The sequence below is a fragment of the Blastopirellula retiformator genome (assembly GCF_007859755.1).
GTDB classification, from domain to species: domain Bacteria; phylum Planctomycetota; class Planctomycetia; order Pirellulales; family Pirellulaceae; genus Blastopirellula; species Blastopirellula retiformator.
Map to the genome: position 1 here is coordinate 1,469,156 of NZ_SJPF01000001.1, position 25,620 is coordinate 1,494,775.

Genomic DNA, 25,620 nt, shown 5'->3' on the forward strand with positions numbered 1-25,620 from the left:
GCTAGAGCAACTCTCCTTGCCAGAACCACCGCGCATCCTGCATGCGGCGAAAGACCCACAGCCGCGCCCCAGCGGTCGTTTCGATCCAGTAGTAATCGCGCCGCACATACGCTTGCCGCCACCATCGCGATTCGATCCGCTCGGGGCCCCAGTAGCGGGCGACGTCAAACCGCGTATGTTTCCAAAACAGGGCGCTCGGCGGGCCGTCGGGTAGCACGGCGATAACGTCGACCGGACGCGGTTCGCGAAACAGCGCCGTCGGCCGATCGAGCGGTTGAAACGACGGCGTGAAAGGCGCCGCGGAAAGCGTCGCTTGCTCTTGCAAACTGCAATCGCCGGTCGCGTGCTCCGGTACCGGATCAGGGAGCAGTCGTGCCCGTGCGACCGACTCTTCCCCCAAGCGACTGCTGAGCCGATTGATCAGCGTTGACAATTGCCGAGCATCGTCTTGCGATTCTCCCTGCAGCCAATCTTGTTGTGCCGCAGTCAGCGGCGCAACGTCGAGCGCTTCAAGCGACAGCTCGACCAGCGGCGCCGTCAGTCGCCACTTTTCCAGCTTCAGCCGCAATAGCTCGTGCAGGTGCCGCTCGTCGGCGGTCGCTGCGCACAGACGCAGCGTTTTCTCCCAGCGGCGGCGATCTTCCTGCAAAGCTAGAAATAGGATTCCCCGCAGGCCGAGATGTCGCGGCCTGAGTAGGTCAAGCAGTCGCGTCAGCAGCGACGTCCAGATCTGTTCGATTGCCGCCGTTTGCGTAACGCCCACTTCCAGGCGCCGCTCTGTTTGAAACTTGGGAAGGGGGCGACAAGGAGTGATCAACTCCGGCAGTTGGCCGCTCCATTGATCGAGTCGCAGCAGAACCTCTGTGCTGAAACGTTTGGCAAGCGACGCCCGGTCGAGTCGGCGCAACTCGCCAATGGTAGAGATGCCGAGCCGCTGTAGTTTCGTCTGCGCGGTCTGTGGCAAACGAATCGCCGCCAACGGCAGTTGATCAAGCGACTGACCGGTGGGGATGACCGCTTCGCGATCGGCATGCGCCAGGCAATGCGCAGCGCCCCACGCTTGGCCGAGCGACTCGGCGATGGCGATCCGTCCTTCCAGGCGTCGTTGCTGTAGCGCTTGACGCAGTTGCTGGGCCAGCGACGGTTCGTCTTCAAAAAAGTGAGCGATGCCGGTGACGTCGAGCAACAAGCACTGCGGCGCTTCGACTTCTTCCAAACCGACGCAAAAACTGAAACGCTCGCACCAAACGGCGATCTGTTGCAAGGCCTGTCGATCGGCGTCGGCTTGCCACGGCTCAATCGTCAGGCGATCTTGTCGCTGGGCCAGTGACCGGGCTTCGGAGATTGGCATGCCAGGGCGGACGCCGCGCTGGCGAGCAACGCGATTGCAGGCATAGACGAACTGTCCCCGGTGGTTCTCACTGGCGACGATCACCAGCGAAGTCGCCAGATCGGGCTGGGCGGCGATCAGCCGCTGCACCGGCCACTCAGGAAACCAGAGACAAAGAATTCGTCGCGTGGATGTTGGCTGGCAGGTGGCTGGCCGATTCATGCAGCGCCCCCGTAAATCGGTTGATCTGAACGCCAGCCTTGGAGCGTGAAGTTCGTCCGTGACTGTAGACGCTTTCGACCTGGTAAGCAGGCGAAGCGTCGTGCGAGCAAACGGTGCGCACCGCCAGTCGGGCATCGGCCCACGACGTGTGACGCAGCGCCGATTCGGGACGCAACAGAAAACCAACTCCCTGCGAAGCTTCGACCGCTAGCTGCCAGCGGCGAAATTGCGTGGTTGGTAATTGCTGAATGTCGGCCCATACCAGACCGACCGCTGCACAACGCAGCGCTTCTTCGCCTGTCCACCAAGCCTCCTGCTTCGTTTGAGGACGCACGATCCAGACTTTCGCCAGATCGAAACCTAAATTGGCGAGCGCCGCCGGCGCAATCCGCCGCTCGGCGTCAATGATCACTACCGTCTTTTCCGCCGGGCAAACGTGGCGGGCCACAATCAGCGACAACGTCCCCGCGCCGCCGCCGCCGTGCGACTGACCAATCCATTCGATCAGGCCGCCGCGGCGAACTCCCCCGCCTGGTAAAAGTTGATCTATCGCCGTACATCCGGTCGAAACAACTTCTGCGGCGCCCCACGCTCCGCGCTCACAAACCCCAATTTGCCGCTGCAGATGGGCGATCGTTTCCAGGCGAGTTTCGGTGGGCATGTCCGTCATGGTTGTAACCTCGCTAGTGAATGTATACATGCGTTCACTGCTTGTCAACCGTTTGATTCTCCAAGATGGAAAAGTGGGGCGTCAACCGTCCTGTGCAAAAAATAGAAGTGAGAAAATAAGCCGACGCGTGGTCAACTTGGATCCGCCATTCCAAGCCAATCGGAGTTCCAAGTTGCGGCAGTTTTTCAGCAGCCAAACACGGTTCGGTGCGATCGCTCAACGATCAGCGCCGCAGCGGGCGGCAAGAATTGGCGATAGAACGTCGCAAAGATCAAAGACGCAGCCAACAACTTCACGCCGCCTGACGATGGTAGTGCTTCAACACTCCGCCAAGTCGTTCACAACAGGCGACCGCACCGATCGACAGGACATCGGGTTCCGGCTCGTTCGACCTTCCAGCGGAGAATTGTCTTTCCCCTGATGCGGCCGTTCCGCGTGATAGAAACCGACAAATTCTTTCACCAAGTAGTCCATATGCTGCTCGCCAAACACCACAAAATGATCCAGGCATTCGCGCTGCAGCGTCTGGATAAACCGTTCGACGAACGCGTTGGTGTTGGGTGATCGGTAGGCCGATTTCACGACCCGAATGTCCGCGGCCTGGAACGCGTCGTCAACCTTGGCCGTGAACTTCTTGTCCCGATCATGCATCAAGGTTTCGATGGGTAGGTCAACTGACTTCACGTGCTCCAAGAACGCTTCAGCTTGCTGCATGGCCCACTCTTCATTGGGATGAAACGTTGACGGCGCGATGTAGACCTGGCGGGATTCGACATGCAGGAAAATCAGCAAATACAGATCCCGCCAGCCCTTGAGCGTCAGCACCCGCTTGGCGTAGAAGTCACATTGCCAGAGCGTGGCGGCATGCATCTTCAGGAACTCGTCCCACGTTCCTTCCCCGCGCTTGGGACCTGGCTCGAGCCCGTTCTCCTTGAGGATATTCTTCACGGTGTTGCGTGACGGCGGCTTGATGCCAAGCTTCTTGAGCTCTCCCATGATCCGGGTGTACCCCCAGTCGTTTTCTCGGGCGAACCGAATGATCAGTTCGCGGATCTCCTCTTTGGTTCGGGGGCGTCCTTTTCGAACTTGCTTGACGCCGCCCGGCTTCTTCGATTCGCGAATCCAACGGAGAATTGTACTTGGCCCCACAATGGTGACGATCTCGTGAACCGCCTTTCCCAGCTTTGCCCCGAACTTCACGAGGCGGTGAGCGACGGAAATCGGATCGACGCCCCCTTTGGTCAGTGCCTCCGTCGCAAACGAGTGCCGGGCGCCATACGCGATCACGCGGAAGCCGACCGCTTTACTAACGCGGGTCAGCTTGCATTTGATCGAATCTTTGGTCCAGGGCCGGCCTCGCTGATTCCGAAACAGGGCTCCGGCAGGGCGATCCTTGGCAAGACGATCGAGAATGGCTTTTGCATCCGGCACCAGGTAGATCACCCGCGGTTCGTGTTTCCCCTTCGATTCATCTGCGGGGAAGATGACGAGATCACCGTGCAGCTGACGGGCCTCGATCGACCTGGCTTCGAGAGGGCGGCAACCGGTTAGGTAGAGAAAGTCGAGCAATTCCACGAGCGGGCCAGATGTGTTTTCTCGGATTTGCTTCCACTGTTGGGCCGTATAAAAGACGTCACGGCGTTTTCGCCGTGGCTTCTTCATGCCGGCGATCGGGTTGCGGGGGAGATATTCTTGTTCAACGGACCAATTGAGCATGCGTTGGACGATGCCCACGGCGTCGTTTTGAGCAGTCGAGCCGATGCCGAGGCCCTCGTGCCATTTTCTGACTTGATGGACTTGCAACTGCGACGGGCGAAGCTGTTTGCCGACGCTTTCGATGAAGGACTTCAGGTGGTAGAGATGGCGACTGTAGGTGGCTGGCTTGCGGTTTTCCTGGCACTAGTCGAGATAGGCCTTGGATAGCTCGTAGAGCGTGGTCAGGTCGCTTTTGACCTGCTGCTGATCGGCCATTAATTCGTGGAATTTGGTATGGGCGGCTTCTCGGTCTTTGCCGAGGGAAATTTGACGACCGGCGAAGCTGCAGTACCAGCTTTTTGGTCTGTTTGCGGAAGAAGGGTTTGGGCTGCCGCGGCATGGCTTGCTCTCCAATTCGTGCATTGAAACGTGCATTTGGCGTTTCAATGGTTGGAAGCAAGCGGCGAAAAGCAAGAAATCGCCGAAGAAAAATAAGTCGGGGCGACACGATTTGAACGTGCGACCTCTGCGTCCCGAACGCAGCGCTCTACCAGGCTGAGCCACGCCCCGATTTTTTCCGCTGGGGCTTTGGCCCTTTGGAAAGTTACCTGTTAGGGATAAATCCCCAGGTCGAAAGTCCGTTTATAGATGTCTGATGCCGAAGCGTCAATAGCAGGAGGCGGTTCTGGGCGGCTTGGTTCGCAGAAAAATTGGGGGCGTAACTTTCGTTGCGGCAACGACTTCTGGCGGCCGGCTCGTTCTTCGGTTTTTTGGGGGAGAAGTGGTGGAGGTTGTTCGATGTGCGTCGTTACGCAAGCGGCGTGTCGCCGGCGTGTGGTTTCCAGTCGACTAGCTGGAGTTCGACGTTGCTGCGGCCGCGGAAGTTGTTGATGACCGGCTGGAAGGCTATGTCGAGCAGGCCGTCGTGTTTGGCGAGCGGTTCGGCCCAGTCGCCCTGACCGAAGGCGACGCCTCGGATGCGGACGCCATGATGCTCGAGATGGACGGCCAGGTGGCGTTCGCCGCCGCCGATTCGTTTCGGTTTGTCGACCAGCTTGGCGCCGCTGGCGCACATAATCGGGCGGCGATTGCCCTCGCCAAAGGGGGCAAGCATTTCGATCTGGTTGACCGTCTTGTAGGTGAGCTGGCTGATCGGGGCTTCGGCGTCGATCGCGATCTCGGCGACTTGCGACTCGTCGGTCACTTCCGCCGCGGCGTATTCGACGAACTCGGCGCGAAATGCGTCGATCTTGTCCGCTTCGATCTGCAAACCGGCTGCCGCGGCATGGCCGCCGCAGCCGAGCAGGTGATGCTCGCACGCTTTTAGCGCTTCGTGCAGATTCAGGCCGCACGCGCTACGGGCCGATCCGGCGCCTGGTTTGACGCCAGCCTGATCGAGGGCGATCAGCACGACCGGGCGGTTGTACTTGTCGGCCAGGCGGCCGGCGACGATGCCGATGACGCCGACGTGCCAACCGTGGCCAGCGAGAACGAGGGCCGGATCGTTGACCGGATCGAACTCTTCTTTCGCCTGCTTTTGGGCGGCCAGATAGATGCTGCGTTCGAGGCTGCCGCGACTGTCGTTCAACTGGTGGATGTATTCGGCAAGGGCTTGGGCACGCTCGCGGGAGTCGGTCGTCAGCAGTTCGATCGCCAGTTGGGCTTGGCCCAGGCGCCCCGCTGCATTCAGCCGGGGGCCGATCATAAAGCCGATGTCTTCGCTGGTCAGCTGCTTCTTGTCGCCCAGTTTGGCGACCTCCAGGATCGCTTCGATGCCGGGGACGGGGTACTCGCGGAGGCAGTTAAGGCCATGGCGAACGATCAGGCGGTTTTCGTCGACCAGCGGAACCACGTCGGCCACCGTGCCAATCGAAGCGAGTCCGACGGCGGTCAGCAGGAAGTTGCGGAGGCGATCGGTGACCCGACGGGCATTGCTCGATTTTTGGCACAGCGCCCAGGCGAGTTTGAAGGCGACGCCGGCGCCGCAGAGGCCGCCAAAAGGATAGTTGGTCCCTGGCAAGCGAGGGTGAACGATCGCCGCCGCGTCAGGAAGTTGATCAGCAAACTCGTGGTGGTCGGTGATGATCAGTTCCAGGCCAAGCTCTTTGGCGAAGTCGGCTTCTTTGACGCTGGCAATGCCGCAGTCGACGGTGACTAGCAGCTTGGTTCCGCGCTGAACCAGTTTCTCGAGCGCTTCGCTGTTCAGGCCGTACCCTTCGTCAAACCGGCTGGGAACATAGTAGCCGACATCGGCCCCCAAGATTTGAAGGCAGCGATAGAGGATTGCCGACGAGGTGATGCCGTCGGCGTCGTAGTCGCCATAGACCGTGATGCGGCGTTTTTCCTCCACGGCGGCGTAGATTCGCTCGGCGGCTGCGGTGACTCCGGGCAAAAATTCCGGATCGCGCAGGTCCGAAAATTTGGCTTCGAGGAAGCCGCGAACCGCGCCGGGGTCGGTGAGCCCGCGGCTTAGTAGCAGTTGGGCGACGACCGGCGGAACGCCGGCGGTTTGCTCAAGCTGCCGAATGCGAGCGGCGTCGTGGGGAAAAATGCGCCAGCGCTTTTCCATCGCGAAAGAAAACTCCAGTCCGTGGCGAAGGGATCGAGACGGACGTGAGTCTGACGCATCCTGGCCGAAAAATCAACGAACCACCGCCAATTCGGCGGTTTGCAGCCAAAGAGTCTCGACAGAAGGGCGAGACTACTTCTTCTTTTCGTTGTGCCAGGTGTGCTTGCGCAGACGGGGGCAATATTTCTTCAGCTTCAGCTTTTCGCCACCCGGCTTGCGCTTCAGCGTGTAGTTGTAGTCGCCTGATTCTTCGCAGACGAGGAAGACGGTTTCCGCTTTCTTGTTCTTTTTGGCCATGACGCCGGGTCCCTGGACAGCTTTGAGTGAATTAGGGCGATGCCTAGCTTGTATGCTTGAATCCCGCAATATACCGAATCGCCTGGGGAGCCCGCTAGTCCCTTTCCGGGCAAATGAAGCATCAATTGCGGTGAGTACAAATCAATTTCGCAATCGCTTAAGAGCTGTGGAATATTCGACGAGGGTGACAACGAATGTCTCCCTTAGCAGGACTATTGGCGTGATTTCCCCTGTTAGGGGGGCTTGGCGGCAATTGGATCCTTCTAAAATTGAGTTAATGATGCGATAATTGGCGTCGGCCGTTTAATGGCGGCGTCCCTTTTCCCGGCGGCAAATCTGCTTTCGACCTTTCTTTTCTTCCTTCAAGGACTGATTTCTGCGCATTTGGCGTAGAGCGAAGGTAATTGACATGGCGACTCCCGATTCTCCTCAAAATGACCTCGAGCCGGATGAAGAAGAAGTTCGTTCGGGCGTAAGTAGCCGCTTCATTCTGCTGACGGCGGTTCCGTCGTGGCTGGTCAGCCTGGTCGTTCACTTCCTGCTGATTTTGATTTTGGTGTTGTTGCCGGTGGCGCAGCGCGTCAATCAGCAGCGGGAAATCGTTGTCGACGATACGGCCGACGCTGAGGAGATCGAAGAGTTTAAGATGGAGGAGTTCGAGCCGATCGATGAGATGAAGCTCGATTTCGACAAGCCGCCAGAGCAGATGGAAGACGCGGTCATCTCGGAAGAAAACATCATTTCCGACTTCCAGGAATTGGAAGCGGCGCCAACGCAAATGGATCTGGTCGATTTTGCCGATCAGACTGCTCCGTTCACTGACATGATGACGACCGACGCGGGCATCACCGGCAACGGCACCAGCGGCCGCGGTCAAGCGCAGCGGACCAAGATGTTGAGCGAAGGGGGCGGTAACGGCGGTAGCGAGGCGGCGGTCGTCGCTGGACTAAAGTGGATCGCCGATCACCAACTTCCTGACGGTACCTGGAACTTCGATCATCGTCGCGGCGCCAAGAAGCCAGGCGAATCGAAGAACTTCGGTGAGTTCAGCAACTCGCCGCGAGCCGCAACCGCCATGGGGCTGTTGCCGTTCCTGGGATCGGGGCACACGCACAAAGAAGGTAAGTACAAAAAGCAAGTCGGCGCTGGTTTGACCTCGCTGGTTCGCTTGATGCAGGTTCGCGGGCGTGAAGGAAGCCTGGCTGAATCGAACGGCAATATGTACTCACACGGCCTCGGTTCGATCGCCTTGTGCGAAGCGTACGCGATGACGCAAGACAAGGACTTGGCGGCACCGGCTCAGGCTTCGCTCAATTACATCGTTTCGTGCCAAGATCCCGTTGGGGGCGGCTGGCGCTATCAACCGCGACAGGCGGGTGATACCTCGGTGGTCGGCTGGCAGTTGATGGCGCTGAAGAGCGGTCACATGGGCTACTTGGAAGTGCCGCGGAACACGATCGCTGGCTCCATGAAGTTCCTCGACTCGGTGCAGAGCGATGGCGGGGCCAAGTATGGCTACGTCGATCCTGGCGCTGGAAAGGCGACGACGCCGGTCGGGCTGCTGTGCCGCATGTATTTGGGCTGGAAGAAAGATAATCCGGCGCTGGAGAAGGGGGTCGCCTATCTTTCCAAGCAAGGTCCCTCGACCGGCAACAATGCGAACATGTACTACAACTACTACGCCACGCAGGTGATGCGTCACTACGGCGGGCCGAAGTGGGGCGCGTGGAACGTCAAGCAACGCGACTTCCTGATCAAGTCGCAAGTTCCTGAAAATCAGGCGGAGGCGGGTAGCTGGCACTTCAACGGTTTGCACACCGACAAGGGAGGCCGCTTGTACAACACCTCGCTGTCGCTGTTGACGCTAGAGGTCTACTACCGCCACCTGCCGATCTATAAGAACACCGCCTCGGAAGAAGACTTCCCGCTGTAAAGTGATGAGGCTGCAAATTGCGTAACCGAAGAGCCGTTCCCCGTCGGGGGGCGGCTTTTTTCGTGGGGCCGTCAGGCTGGCGCTTTTCGGGGGGGATCTGCTGCGGTTCCTGGCTTTCTTTTCGCATTGTTTGCAGGCATCGCGCACTTTCGGCCAAGCTATAGTTGTCGGTAAACGTGGCAGTGCGCGCCGATTATGCGGGGCGTAGGCAATTTTCCGAATGTAGTGACCGATGCGCATCCTAACGGCCTCGACGAGCGTCGCGAAGACTTCAGCGCCCCGGAAAGGGGCGCTGAAGGAGAGTGCGCTGGTGCAGTGGCTGTCGCGGCGATTCAAGGGATCGGCCGGCTGGATGAGCAGCCTGTTGTTCCACTTGCTGTTGGTGCTGGCGCTGGGGCTGTGGATCTTGCGAGACGATCGCCAGGAAGGGCCGCCAGGGATTATCGTCGGTGAAGCCGATCCGGTCGTGCCGCTGGAGGAGATCCCGAAGTGGCAGCCAGAGGTGGCTGATATTCAGGGGGACGTTATCAACGATTCGACCTTCGCCCTGAATGAGCTTGCGCAGCAGTTGGCTCAGACGGCGCCGTCGGAGGCGCCCAGCAGCGCGATCCCGTCGCCGGCGATGATGTTCTCTGAATCAGCGCAGTTGACCTACGTGCCGCCTGCGGGGGCGGGCGGGTTCGACGGGCGCGACCCCGCCAATCAGCCTGGGCTGTTGCAGCAACGAGGCGGTTCTCCGGCGACGCAAGACGCGGTGGAGCGAGCCTTGGCGTGGATCGCCGCCCAACAGAACAAAGATGGCCACTGGGACTTCAATCATCGCAACGGGCCACAAGGAGCGCGGGCAACCGATCCGGGGTCAGCGAATGCGATCATGGGAGCGACCGGCTTAGCGCTGCTGCCGTTTTTGGGGAAGGGATATACGCATCAGCGGGAGAGTCCGTACCAAGAGACGGTGGCGAACGGCCTGTATTACCTGCGAACGCACATGATCGTCAGTGATCATGGGGGCGATATGACGGGGGGAACACAGTTTGGCATGTATTGCCACGGATTAGCGGCGATCGCCTTGTGCGAGGCGTACGCAATGACGGAAGATCCCGACCTGAAGCAAGACGCACAGGAGGCGGTAAAATTCATCGAGTTCGCACAGCACTCTGGGGGCGGATGGCGCTATCAGCCAGGGGAGCCGGGCGATACGTCGGTCTTCGGCTGGCAGCTGATGGCGCTCAAGAGTGCGCTGATTGGCGGCCTGCAGGTTTCTTCGCCGCGAATCGGGATGGCCGAGCACTTTCTTGATACGGTGCAGTCGGACGGCGGCGCCAACTATGGCTATCAACGTCCGGGCAAAAAGCCGTCGACGTCGGCGATTGGGTTGTTGTGCCGGATGTATCTGGGCTGGAAACGCGAGGATCCGCGATTGACGCGGGGGGCGAAGTTTTTGGCCAAGGAAGGGCCGTCAAAGTTCGATATGTACTACAACTACTACGCCACCAACGTGATGGCCCATCATGGCGGCCCGGCGTGGACGAAGTGGAATGATGAGCTGAGTAACTACCTTATTAAGACGCAGTCAAACGCCTTGTATGATGCGGGTAGCTGGCGATTTGACGACCCCTATCTGGAAGAAGGGGGAAGACTCTACACCACCTGCCTGGCGGCGATGATCTTGGAGGTCTACTACCGCCACATGCCCCTTTATTCTGACCAGTCGATTGAATTCAAGTTCTGATTTGCAAGCGGCGATTCTGCCGGTGATTGATCTCCAGGGAGGATTGGTGGTGCGCGGCGTCGGCGGAGTGCGCAACCGTTATCGCCCGATCGAGAGTCGTTTGTGCAGCAGCGCCGACCCAGGCGATGTCGCCGCGGCGATGGCGTCTCGGTTTGGATTCCGAGACATCTACGTGGCCGATCTCGACGCGATTGTCGATCAGTCGCCGCAATGGGAAAGCTGGCGGAAAATCACCGGCGCCGGGTTGCAGTTGCATTTGGATGCCCACCTGGCCTTTGCGAATGACTGCCAGCGAGTGCTCGACGTTTTGGGGGAGGAGGGGATCGCCTCGCTGATCGTCGGGCTCGAAACGCTTGGTCGTTGGGAAGATTTGCGGGAAATCGCTAACGCGTTCGGCGGTCGGGCGACGTTCAGTCTCGATTTGCGTCATGGACGCCCGCTGAAGATCGTCGGTGGGGCGATTCGCGCCGAGGAAATCGCGGAAAAGGCGGTCGATTGTGGGGTCCGGCGGGTGGTGTTGCTTGACCTGGTTCAAGTTGGGGAAGGGCGGGGAACCGGGACGGAGACGCTGTGCCGCGAGCTGGCGTCGCAATATGAAGAGATTGAGTGGATCACGGGGGGCGGGATCCGCTCGCTGAAAGAAATCGCTTGGCAGCGAACGATCGGCGCCTCGCGCGTGCTTGTCTCTTCGGCGCTGCATCAAGATGAAAAAATATTAATGGGTTCTGGGGAGTAATCTCGCGGCTCTCGCGCTACGGCAAAGAGGTTTTTGTCGTTGTTTTTTAACGGATCTGTATTTTCCCGCGTATCGTCTGCGAAACGTTCGACGCGTTTGATGTTGCGAGAAACGGGGAGTTGCGCCATCTTGGAATGCGATTGGGAAACGTATGGCGAGGAATTCTCCCCTTGCGACTCAGTCCCGAGCCGATATTATTTCGAAGATAGCGAGACAATTTTCGGACATGCCTGGGGTGGCATCTTCTTCACGGCGAACCTTTAACATAGAGCTTCCATTCGTTCGCCGCAGACGATTTCAACAACCTTCCCAGGCCTGCATGACTTTTACATTGTGAAACTTTTCACAGTGTAAAGTTGCTCGCTCCTTAACGCAGCGATACGCAGTAATTTCCAGGGCCAGATTTGCCCGTTCGGAGCCGCGGATGCCACGAACTATTACGTTGAAACGAGGGCTCGACCTGCCGATTTCGGGTCGTCCTCAACAGACTATCGAGTCGGCTGCAGCAGTCAGCCGCGTCGCACTTCTGGGAGACGACTACATCGGCATGCGGCCGACAATGATGGTCTCCGAAGGGGACGCGGTCAAAGTTGGCCAGCCGCTGTTTGAAGACAAAAAGAACCCCGGCGTACTCTTTACGTCGCCGGCGGCCGGCAAGGTGGTCGCGGTCAATCGCGGCGCCAAGCGTCGGTTCCTGTCGGTGGTCGTCGAAAAGCAAGGGGACGACCAAATCGAGTTCACCGCGCATGGCGATCAGTCGCTGTTGTCGTTGTCTCGAGAGCAGGTGGTCGAAGGATTGGTCGCCGCTGGGCTCTGGCCGGCGTTGCGGCAGCGTCCTTACGGCAAGACGCCTTCGCCGACCGCTACGCCGCTGGCCTTGTTCGTCACGGCGATCGATACCAACCCGCTGGCGGCGGATCCGGCGGTAGTGATTGGTCAACGGAAGGCGGAGTTCACCGCTGGTCTGGAGGCGCTGAGCAAGCTGACCGACGGGCCGATGTTCGTTTGTCGCGCTTCCGGCGCCGACATCCCCGGCGATGACCTTGAGTTCGGCGAAGTGGTCGAGTTCGCGGGACCGCATCCGGCTGGTTTGCCCGGCACGCACATTCACTGTCTCTATCCGGCGGGTCGCGAGCGGTTCGTCTGGTACATCGGATACCAAGACGTGTTGGCGATTGGCTCGCTGTTCAAGACCGGGCGTCTCGACGTCAAGCGGATCTTGTCGCTGGCGGGTCCTGCCGTCAACTCGCCGAGCCTGATCGAGACCACGCTGGGCGCCGACTTGACGGAACTGACCGCCGGCAAGCTGAAAGATGGCGATCTGCGGGTGATCTCCGGTTCGGTCTTCGGGGGACGCACCTGTGCCGATCCGAACCTTTTCCTGGGCCGCTACCACAATCAGATCTCCGTGTTGGTCGAAGGGGACAGCCGCGACTTCATGGGGTGGCTGACGCTCGGCTTCGGTAAGTTCTCGGTGAAGCCGGTCTTCTTGTCGGCCCTGACCGGCGGCGGCAAGTCGTACGACTTTACGACCTGCAGCGAAGGGAGTCACCGAGCGATCATTCCGTCGGGAATGTACGAACAAGTAATGCCGCTCGATATCGAGCCGACCGCGCTGCTAAAGTCGCTGGTCGTCGAAGATATGGAATCGGCCCAGGCGCTGGGCGCCTTGGAATTGGAAGAGGAAGACTTGGCGCTTTGCACCTACGTCGACACCGGCAAGCACGACTTCGGCAGCGCCCTGCGGAAGAACCTGACCCGCATTGAGGCCGAGGGGTAATCATGAAGTTTTTACGCAAGATGCTCGATAGCGCCGCTCCCATGTTTGAGGAGGGGGGCAAATTCGAACGGCTTTACCCGCTGTACGAAGCGGGCGATACGTTTCTGTTTACGCCGGGTGAAGTGACGCACGGCTCGACCCACGTTCGCGACGGTCTCGACCTGAAGCGCATGATGGTGTTCGTCGTCATCGCTTTGACGCCGTGCATCCTGATGGCGATGTGGAACACCGGCTATCAGGCCAACTCGGCGATTCACGCTGAAGCGGGGACCGCGATCGAAAGCTGGCAAGAAAGCGTCTTTACGTCGTTGGGCATGACCCACGATCCGAACAGCTTTCTGGCCAACATCATCCTGGGCGCCATTTACTTCCTGCCGGTGTACATCGTTACGATGACCGTCGGCGGTATCATCGAAGTCACCTTCGGGATCATTCGCGGTCACGAAGTGAATGAAGGCTTCCTGGTGACCGGGATGCTCTTTCCACTCACCTTGCCGCCGACGATTCCGCTTTGGCAAGTCGCACTCGGTATCGCCTTCGGCGTGTTGATCGGTAAGGAAGTGTTCGGCGGTACCGGCAAGAACTTCCTGAACCCGGCTTTGACCGCTCGTGCGTTCCTGTACTTCGCCTACCCGAACCAGATCACCGGTAACGTCTGGGTCGCCGCCGATGGATTCAGCGGCGCCACCACCTTGGGCGCCTTGGCCGAAAACAAAGACAAGGCCGACGTCGCGTTGGGGACGGTGCTGCAATCGGTTGACGGTCATGGCATTTCCTGGATGGACGCGTTCCTCGGCACAATCACCGGTTCCATGGGCGAGACCTCGGCTCTGGCTTGTTTGCTGGGCGCCGCGTTTCTGATCCTGACCGGCGTCGGTTCGTGGAAGATCATGGCGGCGACCGTGCTGGGCGCCGTGGGAACTTCCGGTGCGTTCTACTTGGCCAGCCTGACCGGGCTCGAAACCTCGGCCCTGTTCGCCTTGCCGCCATGGTGGCATCTGGTGGTTGGCGGCTTTGCGTTTGGTTGCGTGTTCATGGTGACCGACCCGGTATCAGCTGCGATGACTGAAAAAGGAAAGTGGTTCTACGGGATCCTGGTTGGCGTGCTGACGATTTTGATTCGCGGCATCAACCCGGCCTTCCCCGAAGGGATCATGCTCGCCATTCTATTCGGCAACATGACGGCGCCGCTGATCGACTACTTCGTGATTCAAGGAAACATTAACAGAAGGATGGCTCGCTATGCAGTTTCGTGATAGCGTTGGCGGAACATTCCTTGTGGCCGCCGTCCTCTGCATCGTTTGCTCGGTTCTGGTCTCCAGCGTTGCTGTCGGACTGAAGAGCAAGCAGGAAGAAAACAAGGAGCTGGATCGTCAGCGGAACATTCTGTTGGCGGCCCAATTGATTGACAAAGATGCGACCAACGACGACGTCGCTAAGGCCTTCGATTCGAAAGTGAAGAAGATCATCATCGATCTCGACACCGGCGAGCGGGTCGATAACATCGAGAATCCTCCGGTCGACATCAAGACTTTCAATCAGAAAGAGTCGCTGGGGAAAGAAGGGATGTCGGAGGAGATTCCGAAGGACGCCCCCAAAGACGAACGTCTTGGCGATTTGCCCAAGCGGGAAAAGTACTCGTTCGTCTACCTGATTGAGGAAGACGACAAGTTGGCCACCATCGTCCTGCCGTTCTACGGCAAGGGGCTGTGGTCGACGATGTACGGCTATGTCGCTTTGAAAAGCGATACCGAAACGATCGCTGGCCTCACCTATTACGAGCATGGCGAAACTCCGGGCCTCGGCGGCGAAGTCGACAACGAAATGTGGAAGGCCCAATGGGAAGACACCAAGGCGATTGACGACGACGGCACGGTCGTGGTCTCGGTCGTTAAAGCAGGTTCCGCAAACGACGGTTTGGGTTCGGTCATCGACGGCCTCTCGGGCGCCACGATTACTACTAAAGGCGTAAACACGATGATTCGTTACTGGCTCGGTCCAGGCGGCTTTGGCCCGTTCCTGGAAAAGGTGCGAAAGGGAGAGTTCAATGGCTAAAGAGACCGCAAAAGACGTTCTGCTGGCGCCGATGTTCACCAACAATCCGATCGCCTTGCAGGTGCTCGGCATTTGTTCGGCCTTGGCGGTGACGTCCAAAATGGACAAAGCCTTGATCATGTGCCTGGCCGTGACCATCGTGACCGGCTTCTCGAACCTTAGCGTCAGCCTGGTTCGTAAGTTCATCCCCAGCAACATCCGCATTATCGTCCAGATGACGATCATCGCGTCGCTGGTGATCATCGTCGACCAAGTTCTGCGGGCGTACGCGTATAGCGTCGCCAAAGAAATGTCGGTCTTCGTCGGTTTGATTATTACAAACTGTATCGTGATGGGCCGCGCCGAAGCGTATGCGATGAAGCATGAGCCCGGCATGAGCTTTCTGGACGGCATCGGCAACGGACTCGGCTATAGCATGATCCTGATTGTCGTGGCGTTCTTCCGCGAGTTGTTCGGTTCCGGTACGTTGCTCGGCTTCACGATTTTGCAGCCCGCTTCTGACGGAGGCTGGTACACGCCGAACGGCCTGATGCTGTTGGCGCCGAGCGCTTTCTTCCTTATCGGTATGATCATCTGGGTGCTGCGGACGTTCCGTCCCGACCAGGTGGAGATGGAGGGCTAAACCATGGACGAATACGTCAATATTGCACTGAAAGCGATCTTCAGCGAAAACCTGGCGCTCGCCTTCTTCCTGGGGATGTGTACGTTCCTCGCCGTCTCCAAGAACGTGAAGACCGCGATTGGTCTGGGCGCCGCGGTGATTGCGGTGATGACGATCACGATCCCGGTCAACAACTTGATCTACACCCAACTGCTGAAGAAGGGTTCGCTGGCCTGGATTAGCTCCGACCTGGCGGATACCGACCTGACTTTTTTGGGTTTGATCATCTACATCGGCGTGATTGCGGCGATCGTGCAGATTCTGGAAATGGCGCTCGACCGTTACTTCCCGCCGTTGTATACGGCGCTCGGGATCTTCCTGCCGTTGATCACGGTGAACTGCGCGATTTTGGGCGGTTCGCTCTTCATGGTCGAACGCGACTACGACTTTGGCAAAAGCTGCGTCTACGGCTTTTCGGCCGGTGTCGGCTGGGCCTTGGCGATCGTGCTGTTGGCAGGCGTTCGCGAAAAGCTGAAATACAGCGACGTGCCGGATGGGCTGAAGGGCCTCGGCATTACGTTTATTACCGCTGGGCTGATGTCCCTGGCGTTCATGTCGTTCGGCGGCATGCTGTAATCCCCGAAAACAAACCAAGTTTTGGTAGCCAGAAGGACGAGCCAATATGTTACCGATCCTCGTCGGCGTCGCGATGTTCACGATCATCGTGCTCCTCTTGGTGGCGATTATTCTTGCCGCCAAGTCGGTTCTTGTCGCTGCAGGCGACGTGAAACTCGTGATTAACGAACAAAAAGAAGTCCATGTCCCCGCGGGCGGCAAGCTGCTCAACGCGCTGGCCGACGAAGGGATCTTCGTCTCCTCCGCATGTGGCGGCGGCGGCACTTGCGCCCAGTGCAAGGTGAAGGTTCTCGCTGGGGGCGGCGACATTCTGCCGACCGAAAAGTCGCACATCAACAACCAGCAGGCCCGCGAAGGGTATCGGTTGTCGTGCCAGGTCGCGGTTAAGCAGGACATGAACATCGAGGTTCCCGCCGAAGCCTTCGAAACGAAGAAGTGGGAATGCGAGGTCATCTCCAACGACAACGTCGCGACCTTCATCAAAGAATTCAAGCTCAAGCTTCCCGAAGGGGAAGAGGTCGATTTCAAGGCTGGCGGTTACATCCAGATTGAAATCCCCGAGCACGAAGTCGCCTACAAAGACTTCGTCGTTCAGCCCGAGTACCACGAAGACTGGGACAAGTTCAACATTTGGCGCTATGTGTCGAAGGTGGACGAACCGGTCATTCGCGCTTACTCGATGGCGAACTACCCGGGCGAAAAGGGCATCATCATGCTCAACGTCCGTATCGCGTCGCCGCCGCCGCGGGCTCCGGAAGGTACCCCGCCTGGTAAAGCGTCCAGCTACATCTTCAGCAAGCAGCCGGGCGACAAGGTCACGATCTCTGGTCCGTACGGCGAGTTCTTCATCAAGGACAGCGAGTCCGAAATGGTCTACATCGGCGGTGGCGCCGGTATGGCCCCGCTTCGCAGTCACATCTTTGAGCTGTTCAAAGAACGCAAGACCAACCGCAAAGTCTCGTACTGGTACGGTGGTCGTAGCCTTCGCGAACTGTTCTATGTCGACGAGTTCCGCGACATTGAAAAGGAGTTCCCAAACTTCAAATTCAATATCGCCCTCTCCGACGCAATGCCGGAAGACAACTGGACCGGGCTCAAAGGTTTCATTCACCAGGTGCTCCTGGAAGAGTATTTGCAGAACCATCCGGCGCCGGAAGACGTCGAGTACTACTTGTGCGGTCCGCCGATGATGAATCAAGCGGTCTTCAAGATGCTCGACGACCTCGGCGTTCCGCCAGAGAATATCGCCTACGATGACTTCGGCGGCTAAGCGAAATCTGAAACTGACCCTGGGAGCCGCTTTGCTGCTCCTGGCGGTCGGATGTCTGCAGCCACCCGCCCAGATCGAAATCTCGGGGCGGACGATGGGGACCACGTACTCGGTCAAGTTCTTTCCTCCGACGAATGATTTTGATCCGACAGGTCTGCAGCAAGAGATCGATAGGCGGCTGGTCGAAATCAACCAGCAGATGTCGACCTACATTCCTGATTCGGAGCTCTCTCGCTTCAATCAAAGCAAAGCTGGCGATTGGTTTCCTGTCTCCACCGAGCTGGCTGAAGTGGTCTCGCTCGCCAAGCAAATCAACCACGACAGCGACGGCGCGTTTGACGTGACGGTCGGCCCAATGGTCAATCTCTGGAACTTCGGCCCTGATCATCATCCGGAGAAAATCCCCAGCGATGAGGCCATCGCCGCGGCCCTGGCCAACATCGGCGATGACAAGCTCGAGGTGCGTCTCGATCCGCCGGCTCTGAAAAAGTCGGTCGACGGCCTCTATGTCGATCTCTCGGCGATCGCCAAAGGGTATGGCGTCGACAAGATCGCCGAGTTGTTGTTGGAACTGAACCGTCGGTCTTTTATGGTCGAAATCGGCGGCGAAGTCCGTGCCGGCGGAACGAAGCCGAATGGCGCTCCCTGGCGAATTGCGATCGAAAAGCCGATCCCCGGCGCCCGCTCGATCCAGGAAATTGTCGAACTGTCGCAGTTGTCGCTCGCCACGTCGGGCGATTATCGCAAATTTTTTGAGGCCAACGGCCAAACCTTCTCACATACGATCGATCCGAAAACGGGCAAACCGCTGGCGCATACGCTCGCGTCGGTCAGCGTCCTGCACGCCGACTGCGCTTCGTCCGACGCGTTGGCGACGACGCTCATGGTCTTGGGACCGGACCAGGGATACAATTGGGCGGAAGAGCAAGAGTTGGCCGTGTTGTTTTTGATCCGGGGCAAGGATGGGCCGGTCGTCCGTCGAACGTCGTTGTGGCCTAATTCTGGAGATTGAACTGTGTTTGTCGCCTTATATGGTACGCTGCTCACCATCTTGATCGCCGTGGGCGTCTTCGCCATCGCACTTGCCGGAATGGCTATCGGAGTCATCATCAGCAACCGCAGCATCAAAGGAAGCTGTGGCGGCCTGAACAATTTCAAGGACTCGGTCGGCAACCCGATCTGCGACGCCTGCACCAACCCCAAGCCCGACTGCACCGGCAAGGGCCCGCGTCACGAAGCGGAGCACTGCGACGAGCACCCGGCTGAAAACGACGAAACGGCCGTTCACTCGTAATCCGCCCTGCGGCGGAAATGTCGAATGTCGAAGCCCGAATGACGAACTGCGAAAAAGCGACCTGACCGCGTTGGCGAGAGTGGGGACTGGACTGGACCGAACCGTTTCATTTTTTTGCGGTGGTACTTTCGCTCGGTTAGTTCGCCCCCTTGGGGCTGAGGACTGGACTGGACCGTTTTCATTTTTTGGGTCCGGCGGATCGCTCCTTATGTTGATCGTGAATGCCAGCGCGTACGGAGAGCGCCGACGCCTTGGAGCGCGTAACGCGTTTGGCTTGGTTCGACTTGCTAGATCGACCTCACGCTCCGTTCTTTTTGCCAATCGCAATCGACCAAAATTCCGTGCGCTTTGTCAAGCAAGTTTTTCGGGGCGAATCGCGCATGAAAAAGGGCGGCTTCTCTGGGGTGAGAAACCGCCCTTAAATGGTGCCGCATTTCCCTCGCTCGCGCGTCGGGCTACTGTTTGTTCCGTTTTCCGCTTTCGCGCCTACTCGCGGGTGCGGCCGGCTTGGCGGATCGCTTCTAGCTGCAGTTGCATTTCTTTCAGCTTCTCCGGCGACGAGTTGGCGAGGTTCTGTTCTTCGCCGATGTCTTTGGAGAGATTGTAGAGTTGCGGTTTGTTCTTGCCCTTCGCTTCGATGTACTTCCAGTCTCCGCTGCGAAGTCCTAAAGAGCGGGCATGTTCGACCAGCTCGTCGCGGCCGATCTTCGATTCGCCGAACAGCGCTTCGGAAACGTCCAGGCTATCGGGCGCGGCTTCGTTGGGGAGCGTCTGACCGGTTAGCTTGGCCAGCGAGGTCAGAAAGTCGATCTGGCAGACGAGCGCGTCCGACTCGCCCGGCTTCACTTCGGCGGGCCAGCGGACGATGGTCGGCACCCGGGTGCCTCCTTCGTAGCTGCTGTACTTGCCGCCACGATAAGGACCGGCCGGCTTGTGTTCGCCGAGCAGTTCGACCGCCTGATCGACGTAACCGTCGTCCAGCACCGGGCCGTTGTCGCTCGACAAGATCAGCAGCGTGTCGTCGGTCAGCTTGTGACGATCGAGGGCGTCCAGGATTTGGCCGACGCACCAGTCGAACTGCAGGATCGCATCGCCGCGAGGACCGTGGCCGCTCTTGCCGACGAATCGAGGATGGGGAACGCGGGGAACGTGGATGTCGTGCGTCGAGAAATATAGGAAGAAGGGCTGATCGGCGTTGTCGTCGATAAATGCGACCGCCTTTTCGGTGATGTCGTCGGCCATGTCTTCGTCGACCCAGCGAGCCGACTTGCCGCCGCTCATGTAGCCGATGCGGCTGATGCCGTTGACGATCGTCTTGTCATGACCGTGCGTCAGCTTCATCTTCAGCAGGTCGGGGTTCTCTTTGCCGGTCGGTTCGTCGCCGATCGGATCGCGGTAGCTGATCTCGATTGGATCGTTGGGATCGAGCCCGACGACATGATGATTTTCGACGTAGACGCACGGGACGCGATCGCCGGTCGCCGGAATCAGGAACGAGTAGTCGAACCCGCACTCGAGCGGACCCGGAGCGATCTTTTCGTTCCAGTTGACGTTGCCGTTGCCTAAACCCAGGTGCCATTTGCCGACGACGCCGGTCTTGTAGCCGGCATCACGCAGCATCGACGGCAGCGTCACTTCGTCGGTCGGGATGATCAGCGACGCGTCGCCCGGCAGAATGCCGGTCCCTTTTTGCCGCCAGGCGTAGCGCCCGGTCAGCAGCGAGTAGCGCGACGGCGTGCAGGTGGCTGAACCGCAGTGCCCATCGGTAAACTGCAGCCCTTCTTTGGCGATCCGGTCGACATTGGGAGTCGAGAACGTTTTGGCGCCATAGCAGCTGAAGTCGCCGTACCCGATGTCGTCGGCGTAGATCAGGACGATATTTTTCGGCTTGGCGGCCAGCGCCGGCGGCGAGACCAAACTGACCAGCAGCGCGGCCAGGGCAAGATTTCTCAGTCGATGCATGAGGTTCATTACTAGCGGAAGGGGGGAAAGGCGGAGACAATGTTGGTGTCGACCAAAATTTGGCGATCTAATCTATTTTAGTCAGCATCGTCCTCCCACTTCTTGCGATTTAGTTACGAAAACCGCCCATGATTTCGCCCACAGAACTAATGAAATTGGCCATTAACAAAGCCAAAGAGGGGATCGCCGCCGGCCAGTCGCCGTTTGGATGCGCGATCGCGCTGGAGGGCAAAGTGGTCGCCGTGTCACACAATATTGTGCTGCAAACGACCGATGTGACCGCCCACGCCGAAGTCACCGCGCTGCGGGTCGCTTGTCAGAACGTGGGAGAAATTTTGCTGGAAGGCGCCCAGGTCGCGACCACCTGTGAGCCCTGCCCGATGTGTGCGGCGGCGATTCATTGGTCGCGGGCCGGCGAGGTTTACTTCGGCGCGACAATCGAAGACGCCGCCGAGGCGGGCTTCAATGAACTACGGATGCCCGCAGGTCAGCTCTACGAAGTTGGTGGGAGCGAGACGAAGCTGATCGCCGACGTCGAGCGGGCGGCCTGCCGCGAATTGTTCGCCCTGTGGAAAAGCAGCGGCTCAGCGATTTCTTATTAGGTGGTCGCGCACGATACCAACCGGTTAGCCCAGAAAGCGGAGCTTTCTGGGCTAACCCCTAATAGCTTACTCGTCGTCGGGCGTTTCGACGTAGTGCTCGACCGTGACGTTGGTGCTGATGCCGCCGCGCGGCGTGAAGCGAGCTTCCAGGTGCATCCAGCGGGGCGAGAGGACGGCGACTAGATCGTCGAGGATGCGATTGGTGACGTTTTCGTAGAAGATTCCCTCGTTGCGGAAGGCCTGGAGGTACATCTTCAGGCTTTTCAGCTCGACGCACTTCTCTTCGGGAATATAGTTGAAGATCAGCGTACCGAAGTCAGGCTGGCCCGTTTTGGGGCAAACCGACGTAAATTCGGGGCAGACGATTTCGATGTTGTAATCGCGGCCCGGGTTCTGATTTTCGAAAGTTTCTAGAATATCGCGAAACTGAGTCGCCATGTGCGCGTCACTCCTACTCGGTAAACTGGTATTTTGGCTTAATGGCCCCGCCGCGAAAAGCGGGGCATGGTCCTTTTAGCGGCAGTTCCTACGCGTGCGTATCGCCGAAATCTATCGTTCCGTCCAAGGGGAAGGGGCTCTCACCGGAGTCACCAGCACCTTCGTACGCGCCTCGGGCTGCAATCTTCGCTGCTGGTTTTGCGACACTCCGCACGCGTCGTGGCGGCCCGAAGGGGAAGATCTGTCGGTCGCCGAAATTCTGGGGCGGATCGCCCTGCTTGATTGTAGCCACGTCGTTTTGACCGGGGGCGAGCCGATGTTGTTCGCCGAAATGATCCCACTATGCGAGGGGATTCATGCCGCCGGTCGTCACATCACGATCGAAACCGCCGGCACGCTCTACCTGCCGCTGGCCTGCGACTTGATGTCGATCAGCCCGAAGATGTCGAATTCGGCCCCGGCGATGGACGACTATCCGCGCTGGCATCGTCGCCACGAGCAAACCCGCACGGCGCCCGATGTGATCCGCCGCTTGACGGAAGAGCACGCGTATCAGTTCAAGTTTGTAATCGATCGCCCGGCCGACGCCGAAGAGGCGCTGCGGTACCTGGAGCGATTCCCGCAGATCGACCGGACCAGCGTCTTTATGATGCCGCAAGGCGCCGAGCAGTGCGAACTGGAAACGACCGGCAAGTGGCTACAGCCTTGGTGCGATCAGCACCAGTTGCAGTTCGGCCCGCGACGGCAGATCGAATGGTACGGCGCGGTTCGCGGGACGTAGCGGTATGCTCGCCGGTTAGCCCGGAAAGCTTCGCTTTCTGGGCGGCGCAGCCGCAAGAGGCATCGATTCGCCGATGGAAGAAACGCGAGTGTAGGCCACACCGTTTCGGTTAGAGCGATTGCCGCTTGTCGTCGGCCGCGGACCGATGCCTCCTGCCGACTTCGTCGGCCCAGGAAGCGGAGCTTTCTGGGCTAACCACGAATCTAGCTAGGCCAACAACCGTTCCAGCTCCGCGATCACCGTCTTGCAACTGGCGGCGGCCATTTTGAAGTTGGTGTGGTCCGAGATCTCGGGCTGGATCTCTTGGAACAACTCGCTGGCGCGGCGGAGTTTGGCGAACTTCTTCTTCGCCTGTTTCAGATAGGCGGTTGGATCGCCGCTTTCCAGCGGGCCGCCGAGCGCGAGCATGTAGTCGTACAATGCTCGCGCCACGTCTTGCAGTTCGTCGTCCTCTTCCGTTTCTTCGGCGTGCTTGAGAAACGTGCGGACCATCCAAAGATGCGCGAGTTGGGCGTCGATCGCCTCCATGCGGCGTTGATCGGTGCTGTCGTCGTTCATCGTCATCTTCGCTTAGTGGGCGGCGTCCGTGGTCGGCGTATCTTCAGCGGCCGGCTTTTCGGGGGCGGCAGCGGCGGCTTTGCCATGGTCGGCGGCGTGCGCTGGTTTACCGCGCGGGGCGAAGAAGAGCAGCACGACGGCGCCGACGACGATCATGATCAAGCCGGTGTAGTAGAGCGGGCTGGCTTGTCCCCACAGGCTTTTCGACGTCATCGAGATAATCGTGATGATGATCGGGGCCGATCCAAAGACCAGCGGCATCACGATCCACGGCTTCGACAGGCTGCTGCCGGCGCTAAAGGCCAGCACGATTCCCAAAGCGCCCAAGGTGCCGCAGACGCCGGCGGCGCTGCTCCAGCTGATGCCGGAAAAGCTCCAGCCTTGCCACAGTTTGCCTTGCGAGGCGAGGATGGCGCCGGGGATCAGGATCGCAACGACAAAGTAGGCGAAGCCGACGCACATCAGCGGTTTGAACGAGCCGCCGAGTCGTGCCTGGCCTTCATGCAGCACCGCGCCGTACGAACCCCAGCAAACGGCCGTCAGGGCGACGCCACACAGCATGAACGCCAACTTCTCGATACTTTCCATTTTCGGCTCCCAGAACCCCATTTAATTGTTACAACGACTATTCACGCTATTGTAACAGCCGCATCTTGGGAAGGGCAGGGCGAGCGGAATCGACCCACTCAGTAAGCTGGATTACGCAGCACGCGACCGGCCAATGCCTTTGCGAGCGGGTCATCCTCTTTATCGCAGAAGCCAGCATAGAGATGGCGGCGGTAGCCTTCGGCGAACTGGAACTGCTCGCTCAGTGCGCCGACCTGGCGATCCATGTCGCGGAGCGCCTCAAGATACGAACCCATTCCTTGGCTTTGATCGAGCCACTCCTTCTGGCTCTTATGGCAGGCCAGCATCTCGACCTTCCGCTCGACCAGGTCGGTCGTATCGACAAACAGCTCTGGCAAAACCAGTTTGCCAAGCGGGTCGCGGTTTTGATACGGCTGGGCGTGATAGACCGTCACCTTCTGCCCGGTGATCGCTTGTGGCGGATCGACGGCAAAGTTCGGCATGCCGCGGCAAAACGCTCCGGTTACCGCCAACCGGGCGACCTGCATGTGGTCTTCCATGTAGTCGCTGGGGGCGTGTGTCAGGATGATCTCGGGCTCGATGCTACGAATGACCGACGTCACTTTCGCCAACAGATCAAGGTTGTAGAAGACCTCCAGATCGGCGCAGAGCGGCGCGTGGAAGGTCGCGCCGATCGACGCCGCGGCAGCCTCCGCTTCGCCCAGGCGAATGCGGGCGGTCGTCTCACGATCGGTCACCATACTGCCGCAGCAGCCATCGGCGATATTCCAATAGTGCAGCTCGTATCCAGCCTCGGCGAGCGCTAGTAAGGCGCCCGCTATCAGAAACTCGATATCGTCAGGATGGGCCGCGATGGCCAAGACGGAACGGGTCATTCGCAAATCTAGATTAGTGCATCGAAACAGTGCAGGTTCCCAAACCGCCGCGGAAATAATTGAAGCGGACGTTGGGGTGATCGGCCAACAGCGACATCGGCACGGCCGAGTCCGGAATCTTCTTCGCGATCATCAGCGCCGTCAAGCGTTGACCAAACGGATTGTCATGCGTGCCGGCCTGCCAGATCGAAACGCATTCCGACTTCCAGGTTTCTTTCGGCCCGACCGTTACGGCCGAGGTCGGCACTTCGGTCACCACGCCGCCGCCGCTGGTCCGAGCGTTTTGCATCACCGTGACCGGGTGCAGATCGACGACGCGGGTGCAGAGCTGACAGAATTCTTCCGGCGAAGGGGGAGCGTCAACATAATCGCCGGTTCGCGGGAAGGGATCGTTGAAGGCCCAGTGCTTCACATCCCCTTGGCCCCCCTGCATCACCAAACAGCGGGCCGCATCCCATGACGCGACGTACTCGCTGACGTCCGCCTTGGGAAAGTGAATGTTTTCCTGCGGCATGCGCAGCTCGGGTTTGATCTTGCTGAACAGCATGTCGGTATCGGCTTTGGCGAAACCGAGCGGAAACTCAAACGGCACTTCCTTGCCGTCGATCACCCATTCGTCCATGCCCCAGAAGTGTGCGTGCTTCAGGTCGAGTTCCAACTCGTTGACCAACCGAGCGACCAGCGGCAGTTGTTCGGTCGGGCCGATCGGGCCGCAGATGCCGCACGGGTTGTCGGCGGTCGCCTGCTTCCAGGCGGTGATGTATTCGAGCGCTTCGGCCAGGTAGAAATCTTCGAGCGTGTCGTACATCCGCACCTCGAAGCCTTCGCGGGAGAAGCCTTCGAGGTCTTCCATCGTCAGCCGAGCGGCGTCGTCCAAAATCTCACGGTCCAGCGTCGTAAAGTCCCACCACTCGGGAGCCAGAATGCTGCGCGGTCGCATGGCGAAATTCTCTTTGCGAAATCAAGGGAAGGTTAGCGGGGCGAGTCGCCCGATTG

Annotated in this window: 25 protein-coding genes and 1 tRNA gene; 13 read left to right on the forward strand and 13 right to left on the reverse strand. The window is 59.1% G+C overall.

From position 1 onward, the window contains the following. Window position 1: 1 nt before the first annotated feature. The 7 genes from Enr8_RS06085 to rpmG all read right to left on the reverse strand — a co-directional run bounded on the left by Enr8_RS06085 (window position 2) and on the right by rpmG (window position 6,783). Window positions 2-1,480: a Y-family DNA polymerase gene (locus tag Enr8_RS06085; protein WP_246119958.1), complete on the reverse strand. Its 1,479-nt coding sequence runs from the start codon at window positions 1,478-1,480 to the stop codon at window positions 2-4. A 7-nt stretch (window positions 1,481-1,487) separates the two neighbouring features. Further along, on the reverse strand, window positions 1,488-2,222 hold the full coding sequence (locus Enr8_RS06090) for an ImuA family protein (protein WP_186767457.1): 735 nt from the start codon (window positions 2,220-2,222) through the stop codon (window positions 1,488-1,490). A gap of 318 nt (window positions 2,223-2,540) precedes the next feature. After that, entirely contained in the window at window positions 2,541-3,938 is a 1,398-nt protein-coding gene (locus Enr8_RS25250; RefSeq protein WP_186767458.1) for an integrase core domain-containing protein, read from the reverse strand. A 183-nt stretch (window positions 3,939-4,121) separates the two neighbouring features. Continuing rightward, window positions 4,122-4,352 carry a hypothetical protein gene (locus Enr8_RS25255; RefSeq protein WP_186767459.1) on the reverse strand — a complete coding sequence of 77 codons (231 nt, stop codon included), beginning with the start codon at window positions 4,350-4,352 and terminating at the stop codon, window positions 4,122-4,124. A gap of 61 nt (window positions 4,353-4,413) precedes the next feature. After that, window positions 4,414-4,487, reverse strand: a tRNA-Pro gene (locus Enr8_RS06105). A 238-nt stretch (window positions 4,488-4,725) separates the two neighbouring features. Continuing rightward, complete coding sequence (recJ, locus tag Enr8_RS06110) at window positions 4,726-6,486, reverse strand: single-stranded-DNA-specific exonuclease RecJ (protein WP_146429690.1); 1,761 nt, start codon at window positions 6,484-6,486, stop codon at window positions 4,726-4,728. Between the two features lie 132 nt (window positions 6,487-6,618). Further along, window positions 6,619-6,783 (reverse strand): 50S ribosomal protein L33, encoded by a 165-nt coding sequence (gene rpmG, locus Enr8_RS06115; protein WP_146429691.1) that lies wholly within the window; start codon window positions 6,781-6,783, stop codon window positions 6,619-6,621. Between the two features lie 409 nt (window positions 6,784-7,192). Here rpmG and Enr8_RS06120 point away from each other — a divergent pair, with 409 nt between their 5' ends. The 11 genes from Enr8_RS06120 (at window position 7,193) to Enr8_RS06170 (ending at window position 18,820) form a co-directional block, all read left to right on the forward strand. After that, window positions 7,193-8,716: a prenyltransferase/squalene oxidase repeat-containing protein gene (locus Enr8_RS06120; protein WP_146429692.1), complete on the forward strand. Its 1,524-nt coding sequence runs from the start codon at window positions 7,193-7,195 to the stop codon at window positions 8,714-8,716. Window positions 8,717-8,948: 232 nt separating this feature from the next. Beyond that, a complete protein-coding gene (locus Enr8_RS06125) occupies window positions 8,949-10,448 on the forward strand; it encodes a prenyltransferase/squalene oxidase repeat-containing protein (protein WP_186767460.1) in 1,500 nt (499 codons plus the stop codon). Then, entirely contained in the window at window positions 10,432-11,184 is a 753-nt protein-coding gene (locus Enr8_RS06130; protein ID WP_186767461.1) for a HisA/HisF-related TIM barrel protein, read from the forward strand. Before Enr8_RS06125 ends, Enr8_RS06130 begins: the two co-directional genes overlap by 17 nt. A gap of 424 nt (window positions 11,185-11,608) precedes the next feature. Then, entirely contained in the window at window positions 11,609-12,964 is a 1,356-nt protein-coding gene (locus Enr8_RS06135; RefSeq protein WP_146429695.1) for a Na(+)-translocating NADH-quinone reductase subunit A, read from the forward strand. Window positions 12,965-12,966: 2 nt separating this feature from the next. Continuing rightward, a complete protein-coding gene (locus Enr8_RS06140) occupies window positions 12,967-14,220 on the forward strand; it encodes an NADH:ubiquinone reductase (Na(+)-transporting) subunit B (RefSeq protein ID WP_146429696.1) in 1,254 nt (417 codons plus the stop codon). Then, window positions 14,207-15,019 (forward strand): Na(+)-translocating NADH-quinone reductase subunit C, encoded by an 813-nt coding sequence (locus Enr8_RS06145; protein ID WP_146429697.1) that lies wholly within the window; start codon window positions 14,207-14,209, stop codon window positions 15,017-15,019. The genes Enr8_RS06140 and Enr8_RS06145 overlap by 14 nt, the downstream gene beginning before the upstream one ends. Then, the gene (locus Enr8_RS06150) at window positions 15,012-15,641 is read left to right on the forward strand and encodes an NADH:ubiquinone reductase (Na(+)-transporting) subunit D (protein ID WP_146429698.1); all 630 of its coding nucleotides are present in this window, start codon (window positions 15,012-15,014) and stop codon (window positions 15,639-15,641) included. The genes Enr8_RS06145 and Enr8_RS06150 overlap by 8 nt, the downstream gene beginning before the upstream one ends. A 3-nt stretch (window positions 15,642-15,644) precedes the next feature. Then, window positions 15,645-16,256: an NADH:ubiquinone reductase (Na(+)-transporting) subunit E gene (gene nqrE / locus Enr8_RS06155; protein WP_146429699.1), complete on the forward strand. Its 612-nt coding sequence runs from the start codon at window positions 15,645-15,647 to the stop codon at window positions 16,254-16,256. A gap of 46 nt (window positions 16,257-16,302) precedes the next feature. After that, the gene (nqrF, locus tag Enr8_RS06160) at window positions 16,303-17,526 is read left to right on the forward strand and encodes an NADH:ubiquinone reductase (Na(+)-transporting) subunit F (RefSeq protein ID WP_146429700.1); all 1,224 of its coding nucleotides are present in this window, start codon (window positions 16,303-16,305) and stop codon (window positions 17,524-17,526) included. Continuing rightward, complete coding sequence (locus Enr8_RS06165) at window positions 17,510-18,538, forward strand: FAD:protein FMN transferase (RefSeq protein WP_246119959.1); 1,029 nt, start codon at window positions 17,510-17,512, stop codon at window positions 18,536-18,538. The genes nqrF and Enr8_RS06165 overlap by 17 nt, the downstream gene beginning before the upstream one ends. Window positions 18,539-18,541: 3 nt before the next feature. Next, window positions 18,542-18,820, forward strand: a complete 279-nt coding sequence (locus Enr8_RS06170) for a hypothetical protein (RefSeq protein ID WP_146429701.1) — start codon at window positions 18,542-18,544, stop codon at window positions 18,818-18,820. Between the two features lie 486 nt (window positions 18,821-19,306). On the opposite strand, the gene Enr8_RS06175 is transcribed toward Enr8_RS06170, so the two are convergent. Then, entirely contained in the window at window positions 19,307-20,782 is a 1,476-nt protein-coding gene (locus Enr8_RS06175; protein ID WP_146429702.1) for a sulfatase family protein, read from the reverse strand. A 128-nt stretch (window positions 20,783-20,910) separates the two neighbouring features. On the opposite strand from Enr8_RS06175, the gene Enr8_RS06180 reads away from it, so the two are divergent. Beyond that, entirely contained in the window at window positions 20,911-21,384 is a 474-nt protein-coding gene (locus Enr8_RS06180; protein ID WP_146429703.1) for a nucleoside deaminase, read from the forward strand. A 66-nt stretch (window positions 21,385-21,450) separates the two neighbouring features. On the opposite strand, the gene queF is transcribed toward Enr8_RS06180, so the two are convergent. Beyond that, entirely contained in the window at window positions 21,451-21,822 is a 372-nt protein-coding gene (queF, locus tag Enr8_RS06185) for a preQ(1) synthase (protein ID WP_146429704.1), read from the reverse strand. 94 nt (window positions 21,823-21,916) lie between these two features. Here queF and Enr8_RS06190 point away from each other — a divergent pair, with 94 nt between their 5' ends. After that, window positions 21,917-22,603, forward strand: coding sequence for a 7-carboxy-7-deazaguanine synthase QueE (locus Enr8_RS06190; RefSeq protein ID WP_146429705.1), 687 nt, complete (start codon window positions 21,917-21,919; stop codon window positions 22,601-22,603). A gap of 207 nt (window positions 22,604-22,810) precedes the next feature. Here the strand turns inward: Enr8_RS06190 and Enr8_RS06195 are convergent, their stop codons facing one another. The 4 genes from Enr8_RS06195 to Enr8_RS06210 form a co-directional block, all read right to left on the reverse strand. Continuing rightward, window positions 22,811-23,161, reverse strand: coding sequence for an amidohydrolase (locus Enr8_RS06195; RefSeq protein WP_146429706.1), 351 nt, complete (start codon window positions 23,159-23,161; stop codon window positions 22,811-22,813). Between the two features lie 12 nt (window positions 23,162-23,173). Further along, a complete protein-coding gene (locus Enr8_RS06200; RefSeq protein ID WP_146429707.1) occupies window positions 23,174-23,749 on the reverse strand; it encodes a hypothetical protein in 576 nt (191 codons plus the stop codon). Window positions 23,750-23,847: 98 nt separating this feature from the next. Continuing rightward, window positions 23,848-24,624, reverse strand: coding sequence for a PIG-L deacetylase family protein (locus Enr8_RS06205; protein ID WP_146429708.1), 777 nt, complete (start codon window positions 24,622-24,624; stop codon window positions 23,848-23,850). A gap of 13 nt (window positions 24,625-24,637) precedes the next feature. Next, window positions 24,638-25,564: a sugar phosphate isomerase family gene (locus Enr8_RS06210; protein WP_146429709.1), complete on the reverse strand. Its 927-nt coding sequence runs from the start codon at window positions 25,562-25,564 to the stop codon at window positions 24,638-24,640. Window positions 25,565-25,620 lie beyond the last annotated feature (56 nt).

What these genes read in the sequence shown, in the direction of transcription:
- Enr8_RS06125 (WP_186767460.1), top strand. Translation starts at nt 8,949, where the DNA reads ATGCGCATCCTAACGGCCTCGACGAGCGTCGCGAAGACTTCAGCGCCC.
- Enr8_RS25255 (WP_186767459.1), bottom strand. Translation starts at nt 4,352, where the DNA reads ATGCACGTTTCAATGCACGAATTGGAGAGCAAGCCATGCCGCGGCAGC.
- Enr8_RS25250 (WP_186767458.1), bottom strand. Translation starts at nt 3,938, where the DNA reads ATGCTCAATTGGTCCGTTGAACAAGAATATCTCCCCCGCAACCCGATC.
- Enr8_RS06180 (WP_146429703.1), top strand. Translation starts at nt 20,911, where the DNA reads ATGATTTCGCCCACAGAACTAATGAAATTGGCCATTAACAAAGCCAAA.
- recJ (WP_146429690.1), bottom strand. Translation starts at nt 6,486, where the DNA reads ATGGAAAAGCGCTGGCGCATTTTTCCCCACGACGCCGCTCGCATTCGG.
- nqrE (WP_146429699.1), top strand. Translation starts at nt 15,645, where the DNA reads ATGGACGAATACGTCAATATTGCACTGAAAGCGATCTTCAGCGAAAAC.
- Enr8_RS06090 (WP_186767457.1), bottom strand. Translation starts at nt 2,222, where the DNA reads ATGACGGACATGCCCACCGAAACTCGCCTGGAAACGATCGCCCATCTG.
- Enr8_RS06205 (WP_146429708.1), bottom strand. Translation starts at nt 24,624, where the DNA reads ATGACCCGTTCCGTCTTGGCCATCGCGGCCCATCCTGACGATATCGAG.
- Enr8_RS06150 (WP_146429698.1), top strand. Translation starts at nt 15,012, where the DNA reads ATGGCTAAAGAGACCGCAAAAGACGTTCTGCTGGCGCCGATGTTCACC.
- Enr8_RS06165 (WP_246119959.1), top strand. Translation starts at nt 17,510, where the DNA reads ATGACTTCGGCGGCTAAGCGAAATCTGAAACTGACCCTGGGAGCCGCT.
- Enr8_RS06120 (WP_146429692.1), top strand. Translation starts at nt 7,193, where the DNA reads ATGGCGACTCCCGATTCTCCTCAAAATGACCTCGAGCCGGATGAAGAA.
- Enr8_RS06210 (WP_146429709.1), bottom strand. Translation starts at nt 25,564, where the DNA reads ATGCGACCGCGCAGCATTCTGGCTCCCGAGTGGTGGGACTTTACGACG.
- Enr8_RS06145 (WP_146429697.1), top strand. Translation starts at nt 14,207, where the DNA reads ATGCAGTTTCGTGATAGCGTTGGCGGAACATTCCTTGTGGCCGCCGTC.
- Enr8_RS06195 (WP_146429706.1), bottom strand. Translation starts at nt 23,161, where the DNA reads ATGAACGACGACAGCACCGATCAACGCCGCATGGAGGCGATCGACGCC.
- nqrF (WP_146429700.1), top strand. Translation starts at nt 16,303, where the DNA reads ATGTTACCGATCCTCGTCGGCGTCGCGATGTTCACGATCATCGTGCTC.
- rpmG (WP_146429691.1), bottom strand. Translation starts at nt 6,783, where the DNA reads ATGGCCAAAAAGAACAAGAAAGCGGAAACCGTCTTCCTCGTCTGCGAA.
- Enr8_RS06140 (WP_146429696.1), top strand. Translation starts at nt 12,967, where the DNA reads ATGAAGTTTTTACGCAAGATGCTCGATAGCGCCGCTCCCATGTTTGAG.
- Enr8_RS06200 (WP_146429707.1), bottom strand. Translation starts at nt 23,749, where the DNA reads ATGGAAAGTATCGAGAAGTTGGCGTTCATGCTGTGTGGCGTCGCCCTG.
- Enr8_RS06175 (WP_146429702.1), bottom strand. Translation starts at nt 20,782, where the DNA reads ATGCATCGACTGAGAAATCTTGCCCTGGCCGCGCTGCTGGTCAGTTTG.
- Enr8_RS06135 (WP_146429695.1), top strand. Translation starts at nt 11,609, where the DNA reads ATGCCACGAACTATTACGTTGAAACGAGGGCTCGACCTGCCGATTTCG.
- queF (WP_146429704.1), bottom strand. Translation starts at nt 21,822, where the DNA reads ATGGCGACTCAGTTTCGCGATATTCTAGAAACTTTCGAAAATCAGAAC.